Source organism: Microbacterium sp. NPDC055665, from assembly GCF_053618035.1.
Genome location: NZ_JBSHGY010000017.1, coordinates 22,658 through 38,052, shown reverse-complemented (window position 1 = coordinate 38,052; position 15,395 = coordinate 22,658). Strand labels below are relative to the sequence as shown.

16 protein-coding genes are annotated in these 15,395 nt (G+C 66.5%); 14 read left to right on the top strand and 2 right to left on the bottom strand.

The window, feature by feature from the left end:
- Positions 1 to 313: 313 nt before the first annotated feature.
- From ACWGO6_RS18930 to ACWGO6_RS18910, 5 genes are all read left to right on the top strand, one after another.
- Complete coding sequence (locus ACWGO6_RS18930) at positions 314 to 760, top strand: hypothetical protein (protein WP_452327656.1); 447 nt, start codon at positions 314 to 316, stop codon at positions 758 to 760.
- On the top strand, positions 753 to 1,304 hold the full coding sequence (locus ACWGO6_RS18925; RefSeq protein WP_452327655.1) for a hypothetical protein: 552 nt from the start codon (positions 753 to 755) through the stop codon (positions 1,302 to 1,304). The genes ACWGO6_RS18930 and ACWGO6_RS18925 overlap by 8 nt, the downstream gene beginning before the upstream one ends.
- Positions 1,305 to 1,701: 397 nt before the next feature.
- The gene (locus ACWGO6_RS18920) at positions 1,702 to 2,721 is read left to right on the top strand and encodes a hypothetical protein (protein WP_452327654.1); all 1,020 of its coding nucleotides are present in this window, start codon (positions 1,702 to 1,704) and stop codon (positions 2,719 to 2,721) included.
- A gap of 36 nt (positions 2,722 to 2,757) precedes the next feature.
- Positions 2,758 to 3,330: a hypothetical protein gene (locus ACWGO6_RS18915; protein ID WP_452327653.1), complete on the top strand. Its 573-nt coding sequence runs from the start codon at positions 2,758 to 2,760 to the stop codon at positions 3,328 to 3,330.
- Between the two features lie 38 nt (positions 3,331 to 3,368).
- The gene (locus tag ACWGO6_RS18910; protein ID WP_452327652.1) at positions 3,369 to 3,884 is read left to right on the top strand and encodes a hypothetical protein; all 516 of its coding nucleotides are present in this window, start codon (positions 3,369 to 3,371) and stop codon (positions 3,882 to 3,884) included.
- A 107-nt stretch (positions 3,885 to 3,991) separates the two neighbouring features.
- Here ACWGO6_RS18910 and ACWGO6_RS18905 read toward each other — a convergent pair whose 3' ends face one another.
- Positions 3,992 to 4,432: a GNAT family N-acetyltransferase gene (locus ACWGO6_RS18905; protein ID WP_452327657.1), complete on the bottom strand. Its 441-nt coding sequence runs from the start codon at positions 4,430 to 4,432 to the stop codon at positions 3,992 to 3,994.
- A 230-nt stretch (positions 4,433 to 4,662) separates the two neighbouring features.
- On the opposite strand from ACWGO6_RS18905, the gene ACWGO6_RS18900 reads away from it, so the two are divergent.
- The 8 genes from ACWGO6_RS18900 to ACWGO6_RS18865 all read left to right on the top strand — a co-directional run bounded on the left by ACWGO6_RS18900 (position 4,663) and on the right by ACWGO6_RS18865 (position 13,620).
- Entirely contained in the window at positions 4,663 to 5,175 is a 513-nt protein-coding gene (locus ACWGO6_RS18900; RefSeq protein WP_452327651.1) for a DUF6668 family protein, read from the top strand.
- A 38-nt stretch (positions 5,176 to 5,213) separates the two neighbouring features.
- Entirely contained in the window at positions 5,214 to 5,780 is a 567-nt protein-coding gene (locus ACWGO6_RS18895) for a hypothetical protein (protein WP_452327650.1), read from the top strand.
- A gap of 29 nt (positions 5,781 to 5,809) precedes the next feature.
- The gene (locus tag ACWGO6_RS18890; RefSeq protein ID WP_452327649.1) at positions 5,810 to 6,616 is read left to right on the top strand and encodes a hypothetical protein; all 807 of its coding nucleotides are present in this window, start codon (positions 5,810 to 5,812) and stop codon (positions 6,614 to 6,616) included.
- On the top strand, positions 6,616 to 8,085 hold the full coding sequence (locus ACWGO6_RS18885) for a hypothetical protein (RefSeq protein ID WP_452327648.1): 1,470 nt from the start codon (positions 6,616 to 6,618) through the stop codon (positions 8,083 to 8,085). The genes ACWGO6_RS18890 and ACWGO6_RS18885 overlap by 1 nt, the downstream gene beginning before the upstream one ends.
- On the top strand, positions 8,082 to 9,569 hold the full coding sequence (locus ACWGO6_RS18880; RefSeq protein WP_452327647.1) for an SCO6880 family protein: 1,488 nt from the start codon (positions 8,082 to 8,084) through the stop codon (positions 9,567 to 9,569). The genes ACWGO6_RS18885 and ACWGO6_RS18880 overlap by 4 nt, the downstream gene beginning before the upstream one ends.
- Before the next feature lie 258 nt (positions 9,570 to 9,827).
- Positions 9,828 to 11,270 (top strand): hypothetical protein, encoded by a 1,443-nt coding sequence (locus ACWGO6_RS18875; RefSeq protein ID WP_452327646.1) that lies wholly within the window; start codon positions 9,828 to 9,830, stop codon positions 11,268 to 11,270.
- A gap of 2 nt (positions 11,271 to 11,272) precedes the next feature.
- The gene (locus ACWGO6_RS18870) at positions 11,273 to 12,961 is read left to right on the top strand and encodes a type IV secretory system conjugative DNA transfer family protein (protein ID WP_452327645.1); all 1,689 of its coding nucleotides are present in this window, start codon (positions 11,273 to 11,275) and stop codon (positions 12,959 to 12,961) included.
- Positions 12,958 to 13,620: a hypothetical protein gene (locus tag ACWGO6_RS18865; RefSeq protein WP_452327644.1), complete on the top strand. Its 663-nt coding sequence runs from the start codon at positions 12,958 to 12,960 to the stop codon at positions 13,618 to 13,620. Before ACWGO6_RS18870 ends, ACWGO6_RS18865 begins: the two co-directional genes overlap by 4 nt.
- A gap of 99 nt (positions 13,621 to 13,719) precedes the next feature.
- Here ACWGO6_RS18865 and ACWGO6_RS18860 read toward each other — a convergent pair whose 3' ends face one another.
- On the bottom strand, positions 13,720 to 14,151 hold the full coding sequence (locus ACWGO6_RS18860; RefSeq protein ID WP_452327643.1) for a hypothetical protein: 432 nt from the start codon (positions 14,149 to 14,151) through the stop codon (positions 13,720 to 13,722).
- Between the two features lie 252 nt (positions 14,152 to 14,403).
- Between ACWGO6_RS18860 and ACWGO6_RS18855 the strand changes: the two genes are divergently transcribed.
- On the top strand, positions 14,404 to 15,327 hold the full coding sequence (locus tag ACWGO6_RS18855) for a DUF3800 domain-containing protein (RefSeq protein WP_452327642.1): 924 nt from the start codon (positions 14,404 to 14,406) through the stop codon (positions 15,325 to 15,327).
- The last annotated feature ends 68 nt before the right edge of the window (positions 15,328 to 15,395 follow it).

The following is a 15,395-nucleotide window of genomic DNA, read 5'->3' as shown; positions in this document are numbered from 1 at the left end:
GGGTGTACCACACCCCCCCCCCCGGGCTGTTTTCCCAAAAAAACCCCCCCCTGGGGGGGTTTTGGCGCGGGCCGTTGGGGGGGGGCACCCACCACCCCCAACACCCCCACGCTCGCGCCTTCCTGGCGCGCACCCCTCCTTGCTTTCACCCCCTGCAGCGGTGACCGATGCTGCTGCATACCCAGAAGGGCACCCTCATGGCGCTTCCCTCTATCGATTTCATTCTCGACCGGCTCCTCGACGTCGTTCTCACCGAAGAGAACCCTGACAACTTCCGAGAGCTCGCCGGCCTCGTCCCCGTGAGCGGGATCCGATGACCATCCGACACAGAGACACCGCCCACCGGCTGTTGAGCGTGACGACCGCGCTCGGCCGCGGAACCACGTTCTGCATCTTCGATGTCATGGACGAGGCCCACTGGTACCAAACCGTCGCAGTCGATGGTGACCGGCCCCTCGTCTTGGGTGGGGCGCTCTCCGGCGCCCTCGAAGGACTCCGCCGCTTCGGCGTCACCCCCGCGGATGTGCTGTCCTGCCCAGTTGTGTCCCCAGGCGGTGCGGTCACAGAGGAAGACATGACCGTGGCTGCGGGCTGGCTGGCGACCGGGCTCCTACAGGAAGCGGACAGCATGCTCGAGCAGACACTCATCACCACCACGCTGCAGAACGCCGGATGGACCCGCAACCCCGCACGGGTCATGTCGCTGGTCCTCGCGATCGCGATCACCGCTGGGCACGCAGAGGACAACGACCGTGCCTGACAACACACAGGAGAACACGAGCCTGACGAAGAAGATGCAGGGTGACGACGGACAGGCCATGTCGGTCGCGAGCACCGACTGTGAGGAGGCACGAGATCTGGAACGGGTGACGTTCGCGGTGTTCCGGGCCGCAGCTGAGCGGCACGCGAGAGCAAAAGCGAAGTTCCGCGCGCTGCAGTGCCATGGCTCGTTCACCTTCGAGTTGACGGAGGGTGACTGCACGGTGTTTGACTGCAACGAGTGCGTCGCCGTCGGTCTCGAGGTGTGTTGTGAGCTCCCTGCTGACCACAACGGAGACCACGGGGAAGTTGTGTCTGGCCCCGAAGCGACCGCGCACGCGGTTGCTTTTGACGTCGCGCGAGCCACGTACCAGGCCACGTTCGATTCGATGTATGACGCCTCGGCAGCGTGGGTAGACGCAATGTCCGCTTTGGCGGCATCGGACTGCGGGCACCCGTCCCACGAGGCAGAGGAAATGCCGAGCGACGGCGAAATCACCGTCGCGATTACCGCCGGCCACGCAGAGGACAACGACCGTGGTTGAGGTCCTGACCGTGACATGTGGGGCGTGTGGTGAAGTGATGCCGTCCGGGCTGCGGACGTGCGGAGAATGTGGTTCCCCCCTCACTCCCGTGGTGCCCGCGCCTGCCGTGACGTTGCTCCCGGAAGAGGAGATCCCTTCCGACTCGGAGTTGCCCGTGGACGTGCCGCCGGCGCAGTCGGTGGACGATGCGGCTGGGGACGTCGCGGTCACAGCGCCGACAGAGGAGCGTGATCCGCTGGCGGTCTTCGATGACACCGAGCAGTCGCACCCGGTTTCTGGGGCCGCCCCGTCACTGGTTCCGTCCCGTTTGTCGGCACGGGCATCGCGGCGGACGGTTCTGACGCTGTCCGGGCTCGGTGCGGTTGTGGTCTTGGGAGTGTTCGGGGCTGTCATCGCGATGGGTACGGCACAGGGCGCGCCCACCGCACAGCCGCGTCCTTCGGTGACGCCGACCGCTGCGGCGACTGTCACGCTCCCCGGATACGCGACAGCTCCGGCGTGGTCGGTCCGCGGCGTGGATGCGGCTGCCGTAAGCAGACAGCTTGTCCTGACCGCCCAGGGCAGCACGGTCCAGTGGCGTGCCGCCGTGGACGGCGAGGTCGTCGCGACTGCGGAGATCTCCGGATCGAACGTGCGCGTGCTGAGCGGTTTCGTGTCCGGTGTCTCCGCGGCCGCGGCGGTGTCTGACACGCAGGCACTGGTCTGGGTCGACGGGGCGAAGGCGCCGCTGCAGTTGTCGCTGGGGGGAGGGCGCACACTGGAGGTGCGTGCGGGGACCTTGTTCATCACGGGTCCTGACCGCACGTTCTGGATGGTGACCTCTGCCGGGGAGATCCCTGTGGCCTCTCCCCGTCCAGAAGCCATCGTCCTGGGCGTGGCTGGGGACGCGGTCGTGTGGGCGAGCGCACCTCACCGGGTGAGTGTCGCCTCCCCGAACGGCACTGTCGTGCACGACGCCGTCCTCGCACCCCCCGCTGCGGGGGCTGTGATCACGCCCCGCACCGGCTGGGTGCGGGCGGTCACGGATACGACTGTCGTTGTCGGGTGGACGCTCCCCAGCGGCACCCAGGCGACCAGCGTGCATGCGCTCCAGACCGGAGAAGCGGTCGCAGGTTTCACCGGCGCCGGCGCCGGGGTCCTCTCACCCGCCGGCGACGTCTGGGTTGATGCAGGCCACCTGCTTGATCTGACCGACTCGACTGTCACGCCCCTCCCTGACGGATTCGTCGCGTCCCGGTTCCTCGGGTCGTCCCTGTACGGGGCAACCGCGAACGGCACGGACGCGCTCCTCGTTGACGGGGCTGCTGAACCTGTCCCCGCGGCCGCCACGGTGCGACCTTTCGCCACCTCGAGCGACGGGATGCTGCTGACTCTCACCTCGGGCGAGCTCGCAGCATTCACCACGGCCAAGAACTAGCCCCTCATCTCAAACCCAAACCGAAGGAGAACACCCATGTCCACGCCCTCTCGCCTGACCCGACTCGCTGCCGGGTCGACACTGCTGGTTGCACTGTCAGTCGGCGCCGCCCTCCCCGCATCCGCCGACACCACGACCCCCGCACCGGACACCACGGAAACATCGTCGACGTCGGAGATCACCCCGCGCACCATCGACCCGGGCGTTACCGACCCGGAACCCTCCGACCCCGAAACCACGGACCCCGGGACGACTGATCCCGGAACGTCGGACCCCGGCACCACCGATCCCGGCACGACCGATCCCGGAACCTCGGATCCGGGCACATCGGATCCTGGGACGAACCCGGGGACGACCGATCCCGGAACGGCCGACCCGGTTGTGGAGAGCGGTGACGATTCCCCCACGACGGCCGTCTCTGACACGAAGCGGTCTACCGGTGGGCAGCGCAACGGAGGGGCCCAGCCCGCGCTGGCGGAGACCGGCGCGGACACGGAGCGCGCGGTGCTGGGCGGTCTGGGTGGCGTCGCGCTGCTGCTGGCTGGCCTGTCTGCGGTGTTCGCGTCGCGGATCAAGAAGCCCACTGTCGTCGATTCGACGATCGCGTAAGGGACGGGGGAGGACTGATGTCATTGACTACCGCACCCGTGGCGGCGATCTGGGAGCAGGCGCTTCCTGTTCGATCGCGTCTGACCGGGGACAACTGGCGTCAGTCCTTCACGGGGCCGGTCCCGCTGCCGTCCTGGCTCGTCGACGTCGTCGACGGGCACATGGGCGCCTATGTGGGGCCGGACCCGGTGCTGTTCCGCACCGCCGGCATCAGCCTGGAGGAATGGTTGGATACCCGCCATGACCACCCCGGTCAGCTGCAGGTGACCTGCGCCCACAGCACCACCCCGTTCGAGGCGTTCGCGGATGCGGCCGCGAGCGTGGTCAACGTTGCCGACACCACCGACGCGGACGTGTACGTGTGGGGTGACGGGCGTGCCGACGGGGTCTTCTGCGCTCACATCCACCGGGTGTTTGCAACGCTCATCCCGGGCGTGGATGTGCGGGAAGCGGGGGAGCAGCTCGAAAGCATTTCCGACCGTTTCATCGTCGCCATCCGTCCGGGTGCTGTTGAGCTCATACCGCGCCTGACCTCGACGAGCAGGAGAGTGTGATGTTCGGGAAGGTGCGGCGCTTGCTCGGTGGGCTTGATCGTTGGGGAGCTGATGTTCTCGACCGCCTGGAGCTGTCGCGGATGATCGTTGCACCCCCGCGAAGCTCACTAGGGGGAGAGATGGCGTCGAAGCGCTCGTGCCCTTGCACGAGCACCGTCAAGAACCACGAATGCCCACGCATCTCTCGGGGTATCGAGGGACATGCCGATCATTCGGAATACTCCACGAAACTTCACCCCAAGGATTTGCCCCGGTTCCAAAACGGTAAGTCCTACCGCTTCGTAGAAGCTCGGAAGAGCGTCGTGAGCGGAGTCAAAGGACAAAACCGTTACCCAGGCGCCACCTGTGGTCGCGGCCTGCAAGGCACCCGCCAGGAGCTTTCGACCGATCCCCGCCCGACGCTGGCCGGGGGCGACCGCGATCTGGTGGACAACGAACACTCGGCGCAAAATCAGTCGCCCGAGCCTTCTGCGGCCAGCGTTCGCGAAGAGGGAAGCGTACTCGATGTCGGCCGACCCGTACAGGGCACCGACCAGGTGCCCGTTCATTCTGACGGTCAGGATCAGGCTGCTGCCCGCGCCCACCTGACGTTCATCGGCGAGGGAAGGGATCTGCAGGCCGGAACGTGGCCCGAGAAGACGAGACATGAAATCCCGAACCTCGTCGCGGGCGTCATCGCTTTGGGCGACGTCAAATTCGAGATGCATCACTCAACGCTATCGACCCGCGGAGTCTTGCGACGCCTGACACCACGACGCCCGTTCGGGAAGGGGTGGAGATGATGTTCGGTACCCGCACGGCTCCTCGCCCCGCCCCTGGCCGTACCTGCTACGGGTGCACCCGGGCGCTGTCGCCCGTGGAGCGCGCGTTCTGCGGTGGGTGCGGGCGGCCCATTCCGGTCCTCGTCCCCGCGCACCATGGCGCCGGGGTGACGACTATCGCGGAAGCCACTGGCTTCCGCGACACCGACGAAGCCCCCCGCGCGGCCACGCACCCGCAGGCAGTCCGTCTACTCGTCGCCCGCACCCACCACGCGGGCCTGGAAGCCGCTCGCCTTGCCCTCGCTGAAACCCGGACTACGGGCACCTATACGCGCTTGCTGCTGGTCCCGGATGCTCCCGGTCGGCTGCCGAAGCCGCTCTCGGACCAGGTGACGATCATCGCCGGCCCGACCCCGACCACCCCGGTCCCGTGGGTGGAGGCCTGGCGGTGGGCACCGGGCACCAGCACCGAAACCTCCGTGAAGTTCTTCACCACCCTGGCCGGTCAGCTCACCACTGACCGGCCCTGAACCTTAACCCCCGAAACATCCAACCGAAAGGCACCCCCATGCACGACCTGATCCACACCGCCGACGTCCTCACCGCTCTCGCCCCCTTGGACGGGTGGGGGATGGCACCGACACCGAAATCGATCGACGGCGTCGACGAAGCGATCAACACGTTCGTGGGGTGGGCGTTGTGGATCGTGTCCGTGCTCTCCCTGATCGGTCTGCTGATCGTGCTCTCTGTCGGGTATGAGTCGTATCGCCACAATCAGGCTGAAGAGTTCATGGAGAAGGCGAAGGCGTGGGTGCTCGCGGCGATCATCGGCGCCTACGCGAAAGACATCGTGGGCATGTTCTTCCCCGGCTTCAAAGTCACCGCGGTGGCCACCGCGATCCCTGGTCTTGAAGGGCCAGTGACGGACATCATCGGCAACTTCATGTGGCTGCTCGGGTGGGCCGCGTTCGCGTGCATCATCTTCCTCGCCATCAAGGGCTTCCTCGCCTACAAGTCCAACGGTCTGGAGGAGTTCGTGGGCAAGTTCTTCTGGTTCATCGTCGCCAGTCTCGGCATCTCGTTCGTGACCAACATCGCCGGCGCGTTCTTCCCTGCCGCGCTCACCTTCGGCTGAACACGACACCGTCACCTCGAGGAGCAACCATGAGCAAGAAGACGAAGAAGAACGAATCCGGTGGCGAAGGGCGCCGGCCGTGGCGTGACGTGTCGACGTTCGCGGGCGGTCCCGGGCAGAAGTGGACGGGTGTCGCCGCCCCGGTGCTTATCGTCGGGCTGGTCTTGGTCGCCGGGTTCATCGTCTTTTGGCCCCAGAACGCCCCGTCTCCCTCAAGCTCGACGTCGACCGAGTCGTCTTCCGCGCCCGCTGCGTCGACGTCGTCGGACGGCGCGGGGGAGGGTTCGTGTCCGGCGGTGGAGGTGCAGAAGACGGTGGTGGATCCGCCGGCGGATCTGGAGTGGGTGAGCGTTCACGGCCACAGTTGGCCGGTGTCCGCCACTGCGGGGCCGACCAAGACGGAAGCCGACGTCGCGCAGTGTTTCGACCGCTCCCCGGTCGGGGCGGCTCTGGCCGCAGTGAACGCGATCCAGTCGTTCCGCACCGCGGATCTCGACGAGGCGCTGCGGATCCTCGATGCTCGTTTCGTGCCGAACGCGGGCAAGGACAAGACCGTCGAGGGTGTCACGAAGAAGTATCCGGAGCAGCCGGCCGCGTCGCGTCCGTGGGGGCGCGTGGTCGGGTACACGGTCATGATGTTCACCGCGGACACCGCCCGCATCCAGCTGGTCGAGGACTGGCCCGGCCGTGGTCAGTTCACGGGGTTCACCGTCACCCTGCAGTGGGTGGACGGCGATTGGCGGGTGGAGCTGCTCGACTCGGGGCAGCCGCACCCGGACCACGAGCCGATCACCGTGGACCCGGACGCGTTCACCCGATGGTCTGAGGCCGGCTGATGCTGGACCTCATCGTGGAGCTCGCCCCGACCGCCGCTGCGGCCGGGTGCGAGTGGTGGGACGGCCCCTGTGTGATCGGCGATTTCGTCGGTGGAGTCGCAGAAACCATCGCGAACGCACCCCTGCAGGGGGTGGCTGACTCGTTCATGAACGGGTGGGCGCAGCTGGAGATGTACTTCCTCGCTTCGTGGATCGCAATGCCACTGCTGGTGGACATCACCGCCCCCGAGGGCACCACGATGTGGTTGCAGCAGATCCTCGGCTCTCTCACGTTCGCATTCGCGGTGTTGGGCGGCCTGATCACCGCCGGGTGGACGTTCCTGCGTCTGCGGACCGACAAGGTCAAGATCCTTGGCGGGCGTCTCATGATCCTGCTGTTGGTGAGTACGTCCGGGGCGGTGATCATCGCGGCCGCCGACATCGGGATCCGCGCCCTGTCGTTGGGGATCCTCAGTCTGGTAGGGATCACCCCGGAAGGAGCCATTGCCGCCACGGTCCTGGGCGGGGCGGCGATGGCGATCTCGCCCGGGGTCATGCTCATCATCGGGATCGCTGCGATCATCGGCGTCTTGATCCAGTGGGTCATCATGATCATGCGTGGCCCGCTGGTGGTGCTGCTGGTGGGGTTGTGGCCGTTCGCCGCGTCCGCGGCGACGCTCGGGGTACAGAAGGCGGAGGCGGCGTTCGATCAGATCACGGCCTGGTTGATCGCGTTCGTGATCTACCCGTTCCCTGCTGCTCTCGTCTACGCGGCCGCGTTCCGTTTGAAGGGTGGCGCGGACGGATTCGGCGGCATCATGTACGGCCTCGTCCTCGAACTTCTGGCTGTCATGCTCATGCCCGCGCTGTTGCGCATCATCGCCCCGCACACGAAGGCCGTGGGGGAGAAGTGGGGCGGGAAGGTCGCCGTCGACGCGGCGGTGTCCGCGGCCGAGACTGCGGTCACCGTCGGCGCCGCGGTCGTCACCGCCGGCGCTTTCGGGGGGGCGTTCGCGGCGAAGGCGGGTGCTGCCGGGGCGAAGGCTGGCGCTGATGCCGGTGCCGCATCCGCTGCGGGCAACGGCGGTCCGTCCACCGGTGCCGACGGCGGGTCCTCCGCGCGAGCGGGTGCGGATGCGACCGGGGCGGAGAACGGAGCGGCACCGGCGTCCCGTTCCGGAGCGGACACGTTCAGCAGTGATCAGGGCACCCCGCCTTCCGGGGCACAGACCACGGAGGCCGCGGCGTCGACGACAGCACCTCGGGACACCACCCCGCCGCACGACCCGCCCGCCGGTAAGGCAGGCGCGCCGCCTGCCCCTGTGGCGCCGAAGCCGAAGGGTGCGGGGGGCGGGAATGCGGAGGAGTCACGGCGTTCGGCACGGGTCCATGCGGCGACGCAGGCCGCGCAAGCAGCCAGCCACGCGGCCGGGCGTTCAGCCCGGCAGGCCGTGGATGACATTGACGACATCATCGGAGGAAAGCAATGAAGAAGACGGTCGGGTTCACGGGCTGGTTTGAGAAGAAGTCCCCGGGGGTGTTCAAGCTCACCCTGCAGGGCAGCATCGGTCTCGCGGCCGGCGTCGCGTTGATCATCTTCTTCGGTGGCCGCGCGAACAACATGTTCGTCACCATCAGCCTCATCATCGCGTTGGTCGTGTTCGAGCTGTTCTACGGGTGGGAACACGACGGGAAGACCCTCGCCCGCCGTGGCGCCGAGAAGAGGGACTTGGCCAGGCGGATCCGCCGTGGCGAAGAGGCATACGTGACCGGGGCGATGTCCAACCTGGCCGGGAACGAAGGCGCGGCCCCACTGCCGGGCATGTTGGCATCGTCGAAGCTGCTGCGCGGCATCGACGGGTACGGGCAGGCGTTCGATGTGATCCACTACCCCTCCAAGGGGCTGTTCGCTGTGTCGTTCCGGTGCGAGCCGGACGGCAACGGCACCAACGACCAGGACCTCATCGACCACCAGGTGGCGAAGTTCGGTGCCTGGGCGGCGACCTTGTCCGTCGAAGAGGGTGTCGTGGGTGCGTCCGTGATCGTCGACTCCGCATCGGGCACCGGGGTCGAGCTGAGGGAATCCGTGATCGGCGCCCGGGCCGATACCGCCCCTGAGGTGGCGTCACGGGTCATGGACGCGATCGTCGAGGAGATGCCGAACTATTCCAGCCATGTCGTCGCGTACGCGACGGTCGTGTGGCGCAAGTCCGGGATGATGGCCGCCGGCGGCACCGCGCAGGACGTCGTGGTGGAGATCGCGAAGCGCCTCCCCGCGCATGCAGCGTCGCTGGAGGCCGGCGGGGCAGGCAACGCGGTCGCGATGACCGAGGCGGAACTCGTCGAGGTCGCCCAAGTGGCCTACGACCCGGAGCTGGCCACCGCGTTTGACCTGCTCCGCGCACGGGAAGAGACAGTGGAGTTGGATTGGGCGGGCGCCGGTCCGTCATTCCTGCTCGAGCAGCGTGGGTCCGTGCAGCTGCCGGGCGGAGTCGCCGAGACAGTAGAGATGCGGCGGCCGCCGCGGGGGATGATCTTCGACAACCACCTGGTGCGGTTGCTGCAGCCGTCCCCGGCGTTCCTGCGCAAACGAGTCGCGATCTACTACCAGGCGGTGAAGGCCGACAAGGCGCAGAACCAAGCCGAGAACGCGGTGCGGTCCGAAGACTTCATCGCCGCGCAGCAGAAGGGACGGCGCACCGCGACCACCCGCCGCAGCATCGGCCTGGCCACCCAGCTCGACGAGGAGATCGCCCGCGGCGCCGCCCTCGTGCCGTTCGCAATGCTCGCCACCGCCACCTACGCAGACGACCCCGAATCAGAAGCACGCGCCCGCAACACCATGCTCGGGTTGATGACCGCATCCCGCATGAAGGTACGCCGCAGCAAGGGCCTACAGGCGGCCCTGTTCCACATGACATTGCCGTTCGGGCTGCTCCCGTGGGAGTTCTCCGACAACCCCTTCAAGCGATAGGACACCCGGCACATGAGCACCAACCAGCCATCCCGAATCCACAAATCGGTGCAGGCACGACAGCGTGCCCGCGGCCGACAGGACCGTGCATACACACGGGCGATGAAACGGGCGGAACGCCGCGATCGCCGTCACAACCGCGAACTCGGCTTGGACCATTCACAGCAGAAGAGAAACGTCCCCGCGACGTTTCTCGCGAAGCCCCAACCCGCCACCGCGCGTGGGTACGCCGGTGAGAACGGCGGCAGATGGGGGTTGATGCCGCAGCTGGCCACGTGGATCTCCTCGTCCGTGCAAGTGTGCGGCCTGTACCCGTTCAGCGTCGGCTCCGCCCGCCCCGCACTGGGAGTCCCGCTCGGGCCTGACCTGGTGAACTGGTCGCTGGTGTACTGCGATCCCATCAGCTGGTTCGAGGCGGGGCTTCTCTCCAACCCGTCCGTGATGATCTACGGGCTCCCAGGGCTGGGGAAATCCACCCTCGTCATGCGGTGGCTGCTGGGGCTCGCCGACCGCGGCCACCCGCCACTGATCGCCGGCGACATCAAGGGCGAGTACTCGGCGCTGATCCGCGCACTCGGCGGGGAGGTCATCGAAGTGGCACCGGGGAAGAGCACCATCAACCCGTTGGATTGGAGCGTGCTCCGCGATGCCGCCGACCGGATCGCAGAAATCGCGTGGGTGGAAGACCCGAAGCACCCCGATGGGGGACAGACCGGCGCGGAAATCGCAGAACTCCTGCGGGGGCTCGCGTTCGATCAGGCCACCACGCTCGTCCTCGCCCTGTGCCGACTCGTGCGCGGCCGCGCTCTGAAAGACGTCGAAGAAACCCTCATCTCCGTGGGCGTGCGGGCCATCCACGACCAGGTCGAGGGCGCGCAGCTCGTCGACCTCGTGCAGCTGCTCGAAAACCCCAACGGGCACCCCCACCTGATGGCCGCGACGGTCTCCCGCACCGAGAACGAATACCGCAAGACCGCCCGCCGGCTGCTGCAGACGCTGCGGGCCGTGCTGCACGGCCCAATGGGGACGATCTTCAACGGGCCCACCACCGTACACATCGACCTCAGCAACCCCGGCGGATTCTCGGTCGACCTGTCGAAGATGCGCCGCGCCGATGACAAGGTCCTCGCCGGCGTGATGATCGCCACCTGGGCGATGAGCTTCAGCGCCATCGACGCCCAGTGGGACCTCCACTGCGCGGGCCTGGTCGACTTCAGCAACCCGTTCGTCGTGGGCGACGAGTTGTGGAAGCCGATGAGCCTTGCCCCTGGCATGGCGAAGATCGTCGACCAGGTTTACCGCACCAACCGCACCGACGGCGTCGGCAACGCAATGGTCACCCACTCCCCGAAGGACCCCCTGAAACTTCCCACGCGGCAAGACCGGGAGATCGCGCTCGGGTTCGCGGAGAACGCCGGCATGATCGTCATGTTCGGCATGGCGAAGAACGCCCTCGACGCGCTCGATGAGACCACGGTTTCCCTCAACGACGAAGAACGCCGGCAGGTCGCCTCGTGGCGATCGCCGCGGTCGTTCCGTGCCCGCAGATCCCGCACCGGCCGCCCGAAGCCACCCCCCGGGGCAGGGAAGGCATTGATCAAGATCCAAGACGCGACCGGCATCTCCGTCCAGATATCCCTCGTCGAAGCAGAACTGCACCTCCACGACACCAACGAACGCTGGAACCGGAAGGCTGCCTGACCATGCTGCACCTCCTCATCCGCCTGGGCACCCTCGCCCTCGCGTTGATCACCCTATTCAACGTCGGGATCCCCGCCGCGGTGCACCTGGCCAGCATTTTCACTCCCACCGGGGTCACCGACTACGCCTGGACCATCCCGGCGCTACTCACCCAGGCCATGCAGGGCGTCCCATTCCCCTCATCGACGCAGCTGTGGGCGTTCATCATGCTCGCCGCGACCGCCGCCCTCGCCTGGGCCGTGTTCGCGATCGCGGGGACGCTCCAGTCCGACGGCCGCGCCTCCATCCTCCGCCTCCGGTTCGTGGTGTGGTGGCGCTCCAAGCCCAAGCGCGCCCCCCTCACGGCGAAAGCCTCGGAACCGTTGGGGCGGATCGGGTGGTTCGGGTTCTTCGGGATCCGCTGGTTCACCGACATGCTCGAAGAAACCCGAATCATGATCGCCGCCTCCGGTGCGGGCAAGACCGTGCGCCTGGTCGTGCAGCTCGTCCTCCGTGCACAGGGCGCGATCGTGACGACGTCGACGAAACCCGACGTGCTGCAGCTGACCGGGTGGGTACGGAAGATGCGGCATCCGTTCTCGCGAGTGATGGCGTTCGACCCGGAGGGCCTCGTCCCGTGGATGGGGAAGAACCGGGTGAAGTGGCCCATCGTTGTCGGGTGTGAGGACGACCAGATGGCGGTGAGACGTGCCGCGGGAATCGTGGCCGCCCGCCCCTCGGGTGGTGCCGATTCGACGAATACTGGGTTCTTCAACACGGCCGCGACGATCATCCTGCAGTGCATGCTGCACGCGGCCGCAGTGTCCGGGAAGAGTATGCGGGACGTCATGGACTGGATGTCCGACTTTGACGACGACACCCCTTACGAGATCCTCCGCACCCACCCCGCAGCGAACCACCGGTGGGTCGCGGATCTCACCAAGTACTGCCGGGGGAAGGCTGATGAAACGGTGTCCTCCACGGAGATGACCGCGTCCGGGATCCTCAACGTGTTCACCATCGAGAAGTTCCTCGACGCCGTGTGCCCCCTGCCCGGAGAGGCCGTGGTGGACACCAGTGCGCACCACGGCACCCGGGATAGCTTGTACCTGATCTGTAAGGGGGAGGGGTCGCCGGCCGCGCCGATCTTCACCGCGCTCGTGGAATCCCTCTACCGGAGCGCGTCACTGGCCGCGACGCTGCACGGCCCGCATGTGCCCCCGCTCGAGCTGGTACTCGACGAGGCCATGAACGTGTGCGCGATCCCCGCATTGCCGGAGCTGATGTCCACTGGCCGTGGTGAAGGCATCGTCCCCACGATCATCTTGCAGGACTACACGCAACTGCTCGCAAAGTACGGGCAGGAGCAGGCGACCACGATCCTGAACAACGCCACCGAGCTGCTCGTCATGGGCGGTCTGAAAGACGCCCGCTTCCTGCAGGAGCTCTCCACCCTCGCCGGCACCCTGGACCACCTCGGCCAGGGCTGGTCGAAGCAGGTCCTCGCCCCCGAGAAGATCCGCACCCTGCGCACCGGCCGTGCGGTGATGTTCTACCGCAACCAGCCACCGGCGATCATCACCCTCCCGCCGTGGTGGCGATCGCCACACCGCAGCGAGTACCAGGCCTCGCTCGACTGGGCTGCCGCAGCGCAGCGCAAGCACCACGAGACCCACCCACGAACCGACACCCTGGCAGGAGCGCCACGATGACCGACACGTACTACCCGGGACCCTCCGACGAGGACGCCCCGCCCGCTGATGTCTGGGGGCACGATGACCCGGCCGTGGACCCGTCGACGGGAGAAGTCGGGGGAGAGTCGGAATCGGTTGGCGTTGAGAAGATGCTATTCGATCTCCATACGGCGTTGACCGCCCAGGGGGAGGCTCTGGAGGAACATGAGAAGCAGCTCGACGGTCTCCGTGAACTCCTCAACGCCACCCCTGACGGACCGTGGAATTGGGCGATGCTCCCCCCGGACGCCCGTGCAAAGCTGTGGCACCGCCTGTACGAATGGGTGGGCTGGCTGGAAAGCCGCTACCTGCAGTACCTATCGCCGGCAAAGAACGGAATCCCCGAGCTCGTCGCGGACTGGTACCGGCACCCGATCGCCGTGGAGCTGCTGACCTCTCTCATGGTCGCCCACGCCGCCGCCTACCGGAAGAAGGCATCCATCCCGTCGTTCGCGCTCGTCGAATGGCACGAACGCTGCCTGTGGCCCACACTGGCACGGATGGACGCCCTCGGCCTGTTCAAGAGCGTCGTCCCGAACGTCCCCTGGGATGGCCCCACCGAACGTGAAATGCCCCACGACGATGACCGGTTCACGGCCTGGGTCGCCGATGACACAAAGCCAGTTGAGAAGAACTAGCCCTTGGACGCCAGTGGGGGCGGACGTCATATGTCCGCCCCCACTGGCGTCCGTTCCAGGGTGCGGAAGACCCCTACGGCTTCGTGGCTTGACCTTCTATCAGTTGCTGTAGGTCGGATGATCGTGCGCCGCGCGGATCGTGGCGATCGTGGTCTCCACCATCGCCCTCAGAAGCGCGGACTGTGCGTGGGGATCCTGCAGTGCGGCAGCTGGACCGGCGCCACCGGTCTCGAGAATCTGAAGCGCAGCCGAACGGGGGATCCCGTCGCTGTCGTCCCACCACCCCTCATGAGCCGCAATGAGAGGCAGCCGCGCGTAGGGGAACGGCAGCGTTGCTGGGTAGCGCGCAGTGAGGAGTGAGTGCACACCAGTGGCGAATGTCTCACACAGCTCTGGAAGTCCTCCACCCGTCAACGCCATGGTCCATTCGTCGACGCTTGCCACGTCCTCTAGAGCCACGGAAACATCCGGGTTGATATCGATCCGCTCAATGAGCTCTCGGATGCGTTCCGTCAGTACTGTGTTCATCATGTCCAATCGATAGCACGCAGCGGCGCGAACACCGTAAGTACGGCCGTTATCATGCTGACGGCGAACGCGCTGCGGCCGCGGCGGCGGGACGAGCAGTCGAAAGAAGATAGCGGTGATGTCCGAGATTTACACATTCGTTTCACGCGGGTAGACTCTTGCTCGGTAGCTAGGGATGAAATAGTTCCCCGAGCGCCGATTCGAGAAACCCACGCCTAGGCGTGGGTTTCTGCGTTGTACGGGATACTGGGTCGCGTGCTCCTGGCCTACATCGACGAGATCGGCGAGACCGGTGCGTTCATCAGCAGCGATCACCCCCGATTCAACACAAGTCCCGCGTTCGGCTACGCCGGCTTCGTGATCCCAGCCGACAAGGCCCGTCTCTTCGGCGCCAAGTTCAACTTCGTGAAGCGGGGACTCTTCAAGGCGGAGATCGCGGCAGCCGAGCACCCCGGACGCTGGGAACGCAAGGGCGCGAGCATCTTCCGACGCGACTCCCATCAGACATTCCCTAACCAGATCCGCGCCTTCAACGGCCTCATCGAGCAGCTTCGAGCCCTCGGCGGACATGTCTTCTTCTACGCCGATGAGAAGCCACTGGGCACACCTGGACAGACGAAGCTGGATACCACCGCTCGTGAGACGTCAGCGATGCAGGAGACGCTGAATCGCATCGCTCGCCACGCGGACAACACCCAGTCGAACGTCATGGTGGTCATCGATCAGATCAACGAGAAGACACGGGCGGAGCGGCTGCCGGTCATGTACAGCCATATCCTTGGCCGCGCGTCAGATCACCCCGAGATGAGACGCATCATCGAACCCCCGATGCACGTCGATAGCGCGTTGAGCTCCAACATCCAGTTCGCCGACTGGATCGCTGCGTGCCTCACCCGCGCCATCCACTATCACCTCATCGAAGACTCGCCATACAGCTGGGTGACCAACCGAAACCGCGGCGGCATCCTCCCTGCCCTGCACGGCGGATTCACGCTGGAATCGAAGCTGCACCTCCAGCACTATCGGAGCGTCAAAGACCTCAACAACTCGAAGATCGTGCGCAGCAAGCGTCCTCTGTATCCGGCAGGAGAAGGGAACCGAGTCGGGTCCGCACTCTCGCCTGATGCGCTGCGTCGCCTGCAAGCCATTACACAGATCCGAGACGCCACCCAAAGGTAGAGCCCGCCGATAAGCCGCCCCGATGCAAGCACACCAGTGTGGGGGCTGTGTTCCTATCTTCGCCTACG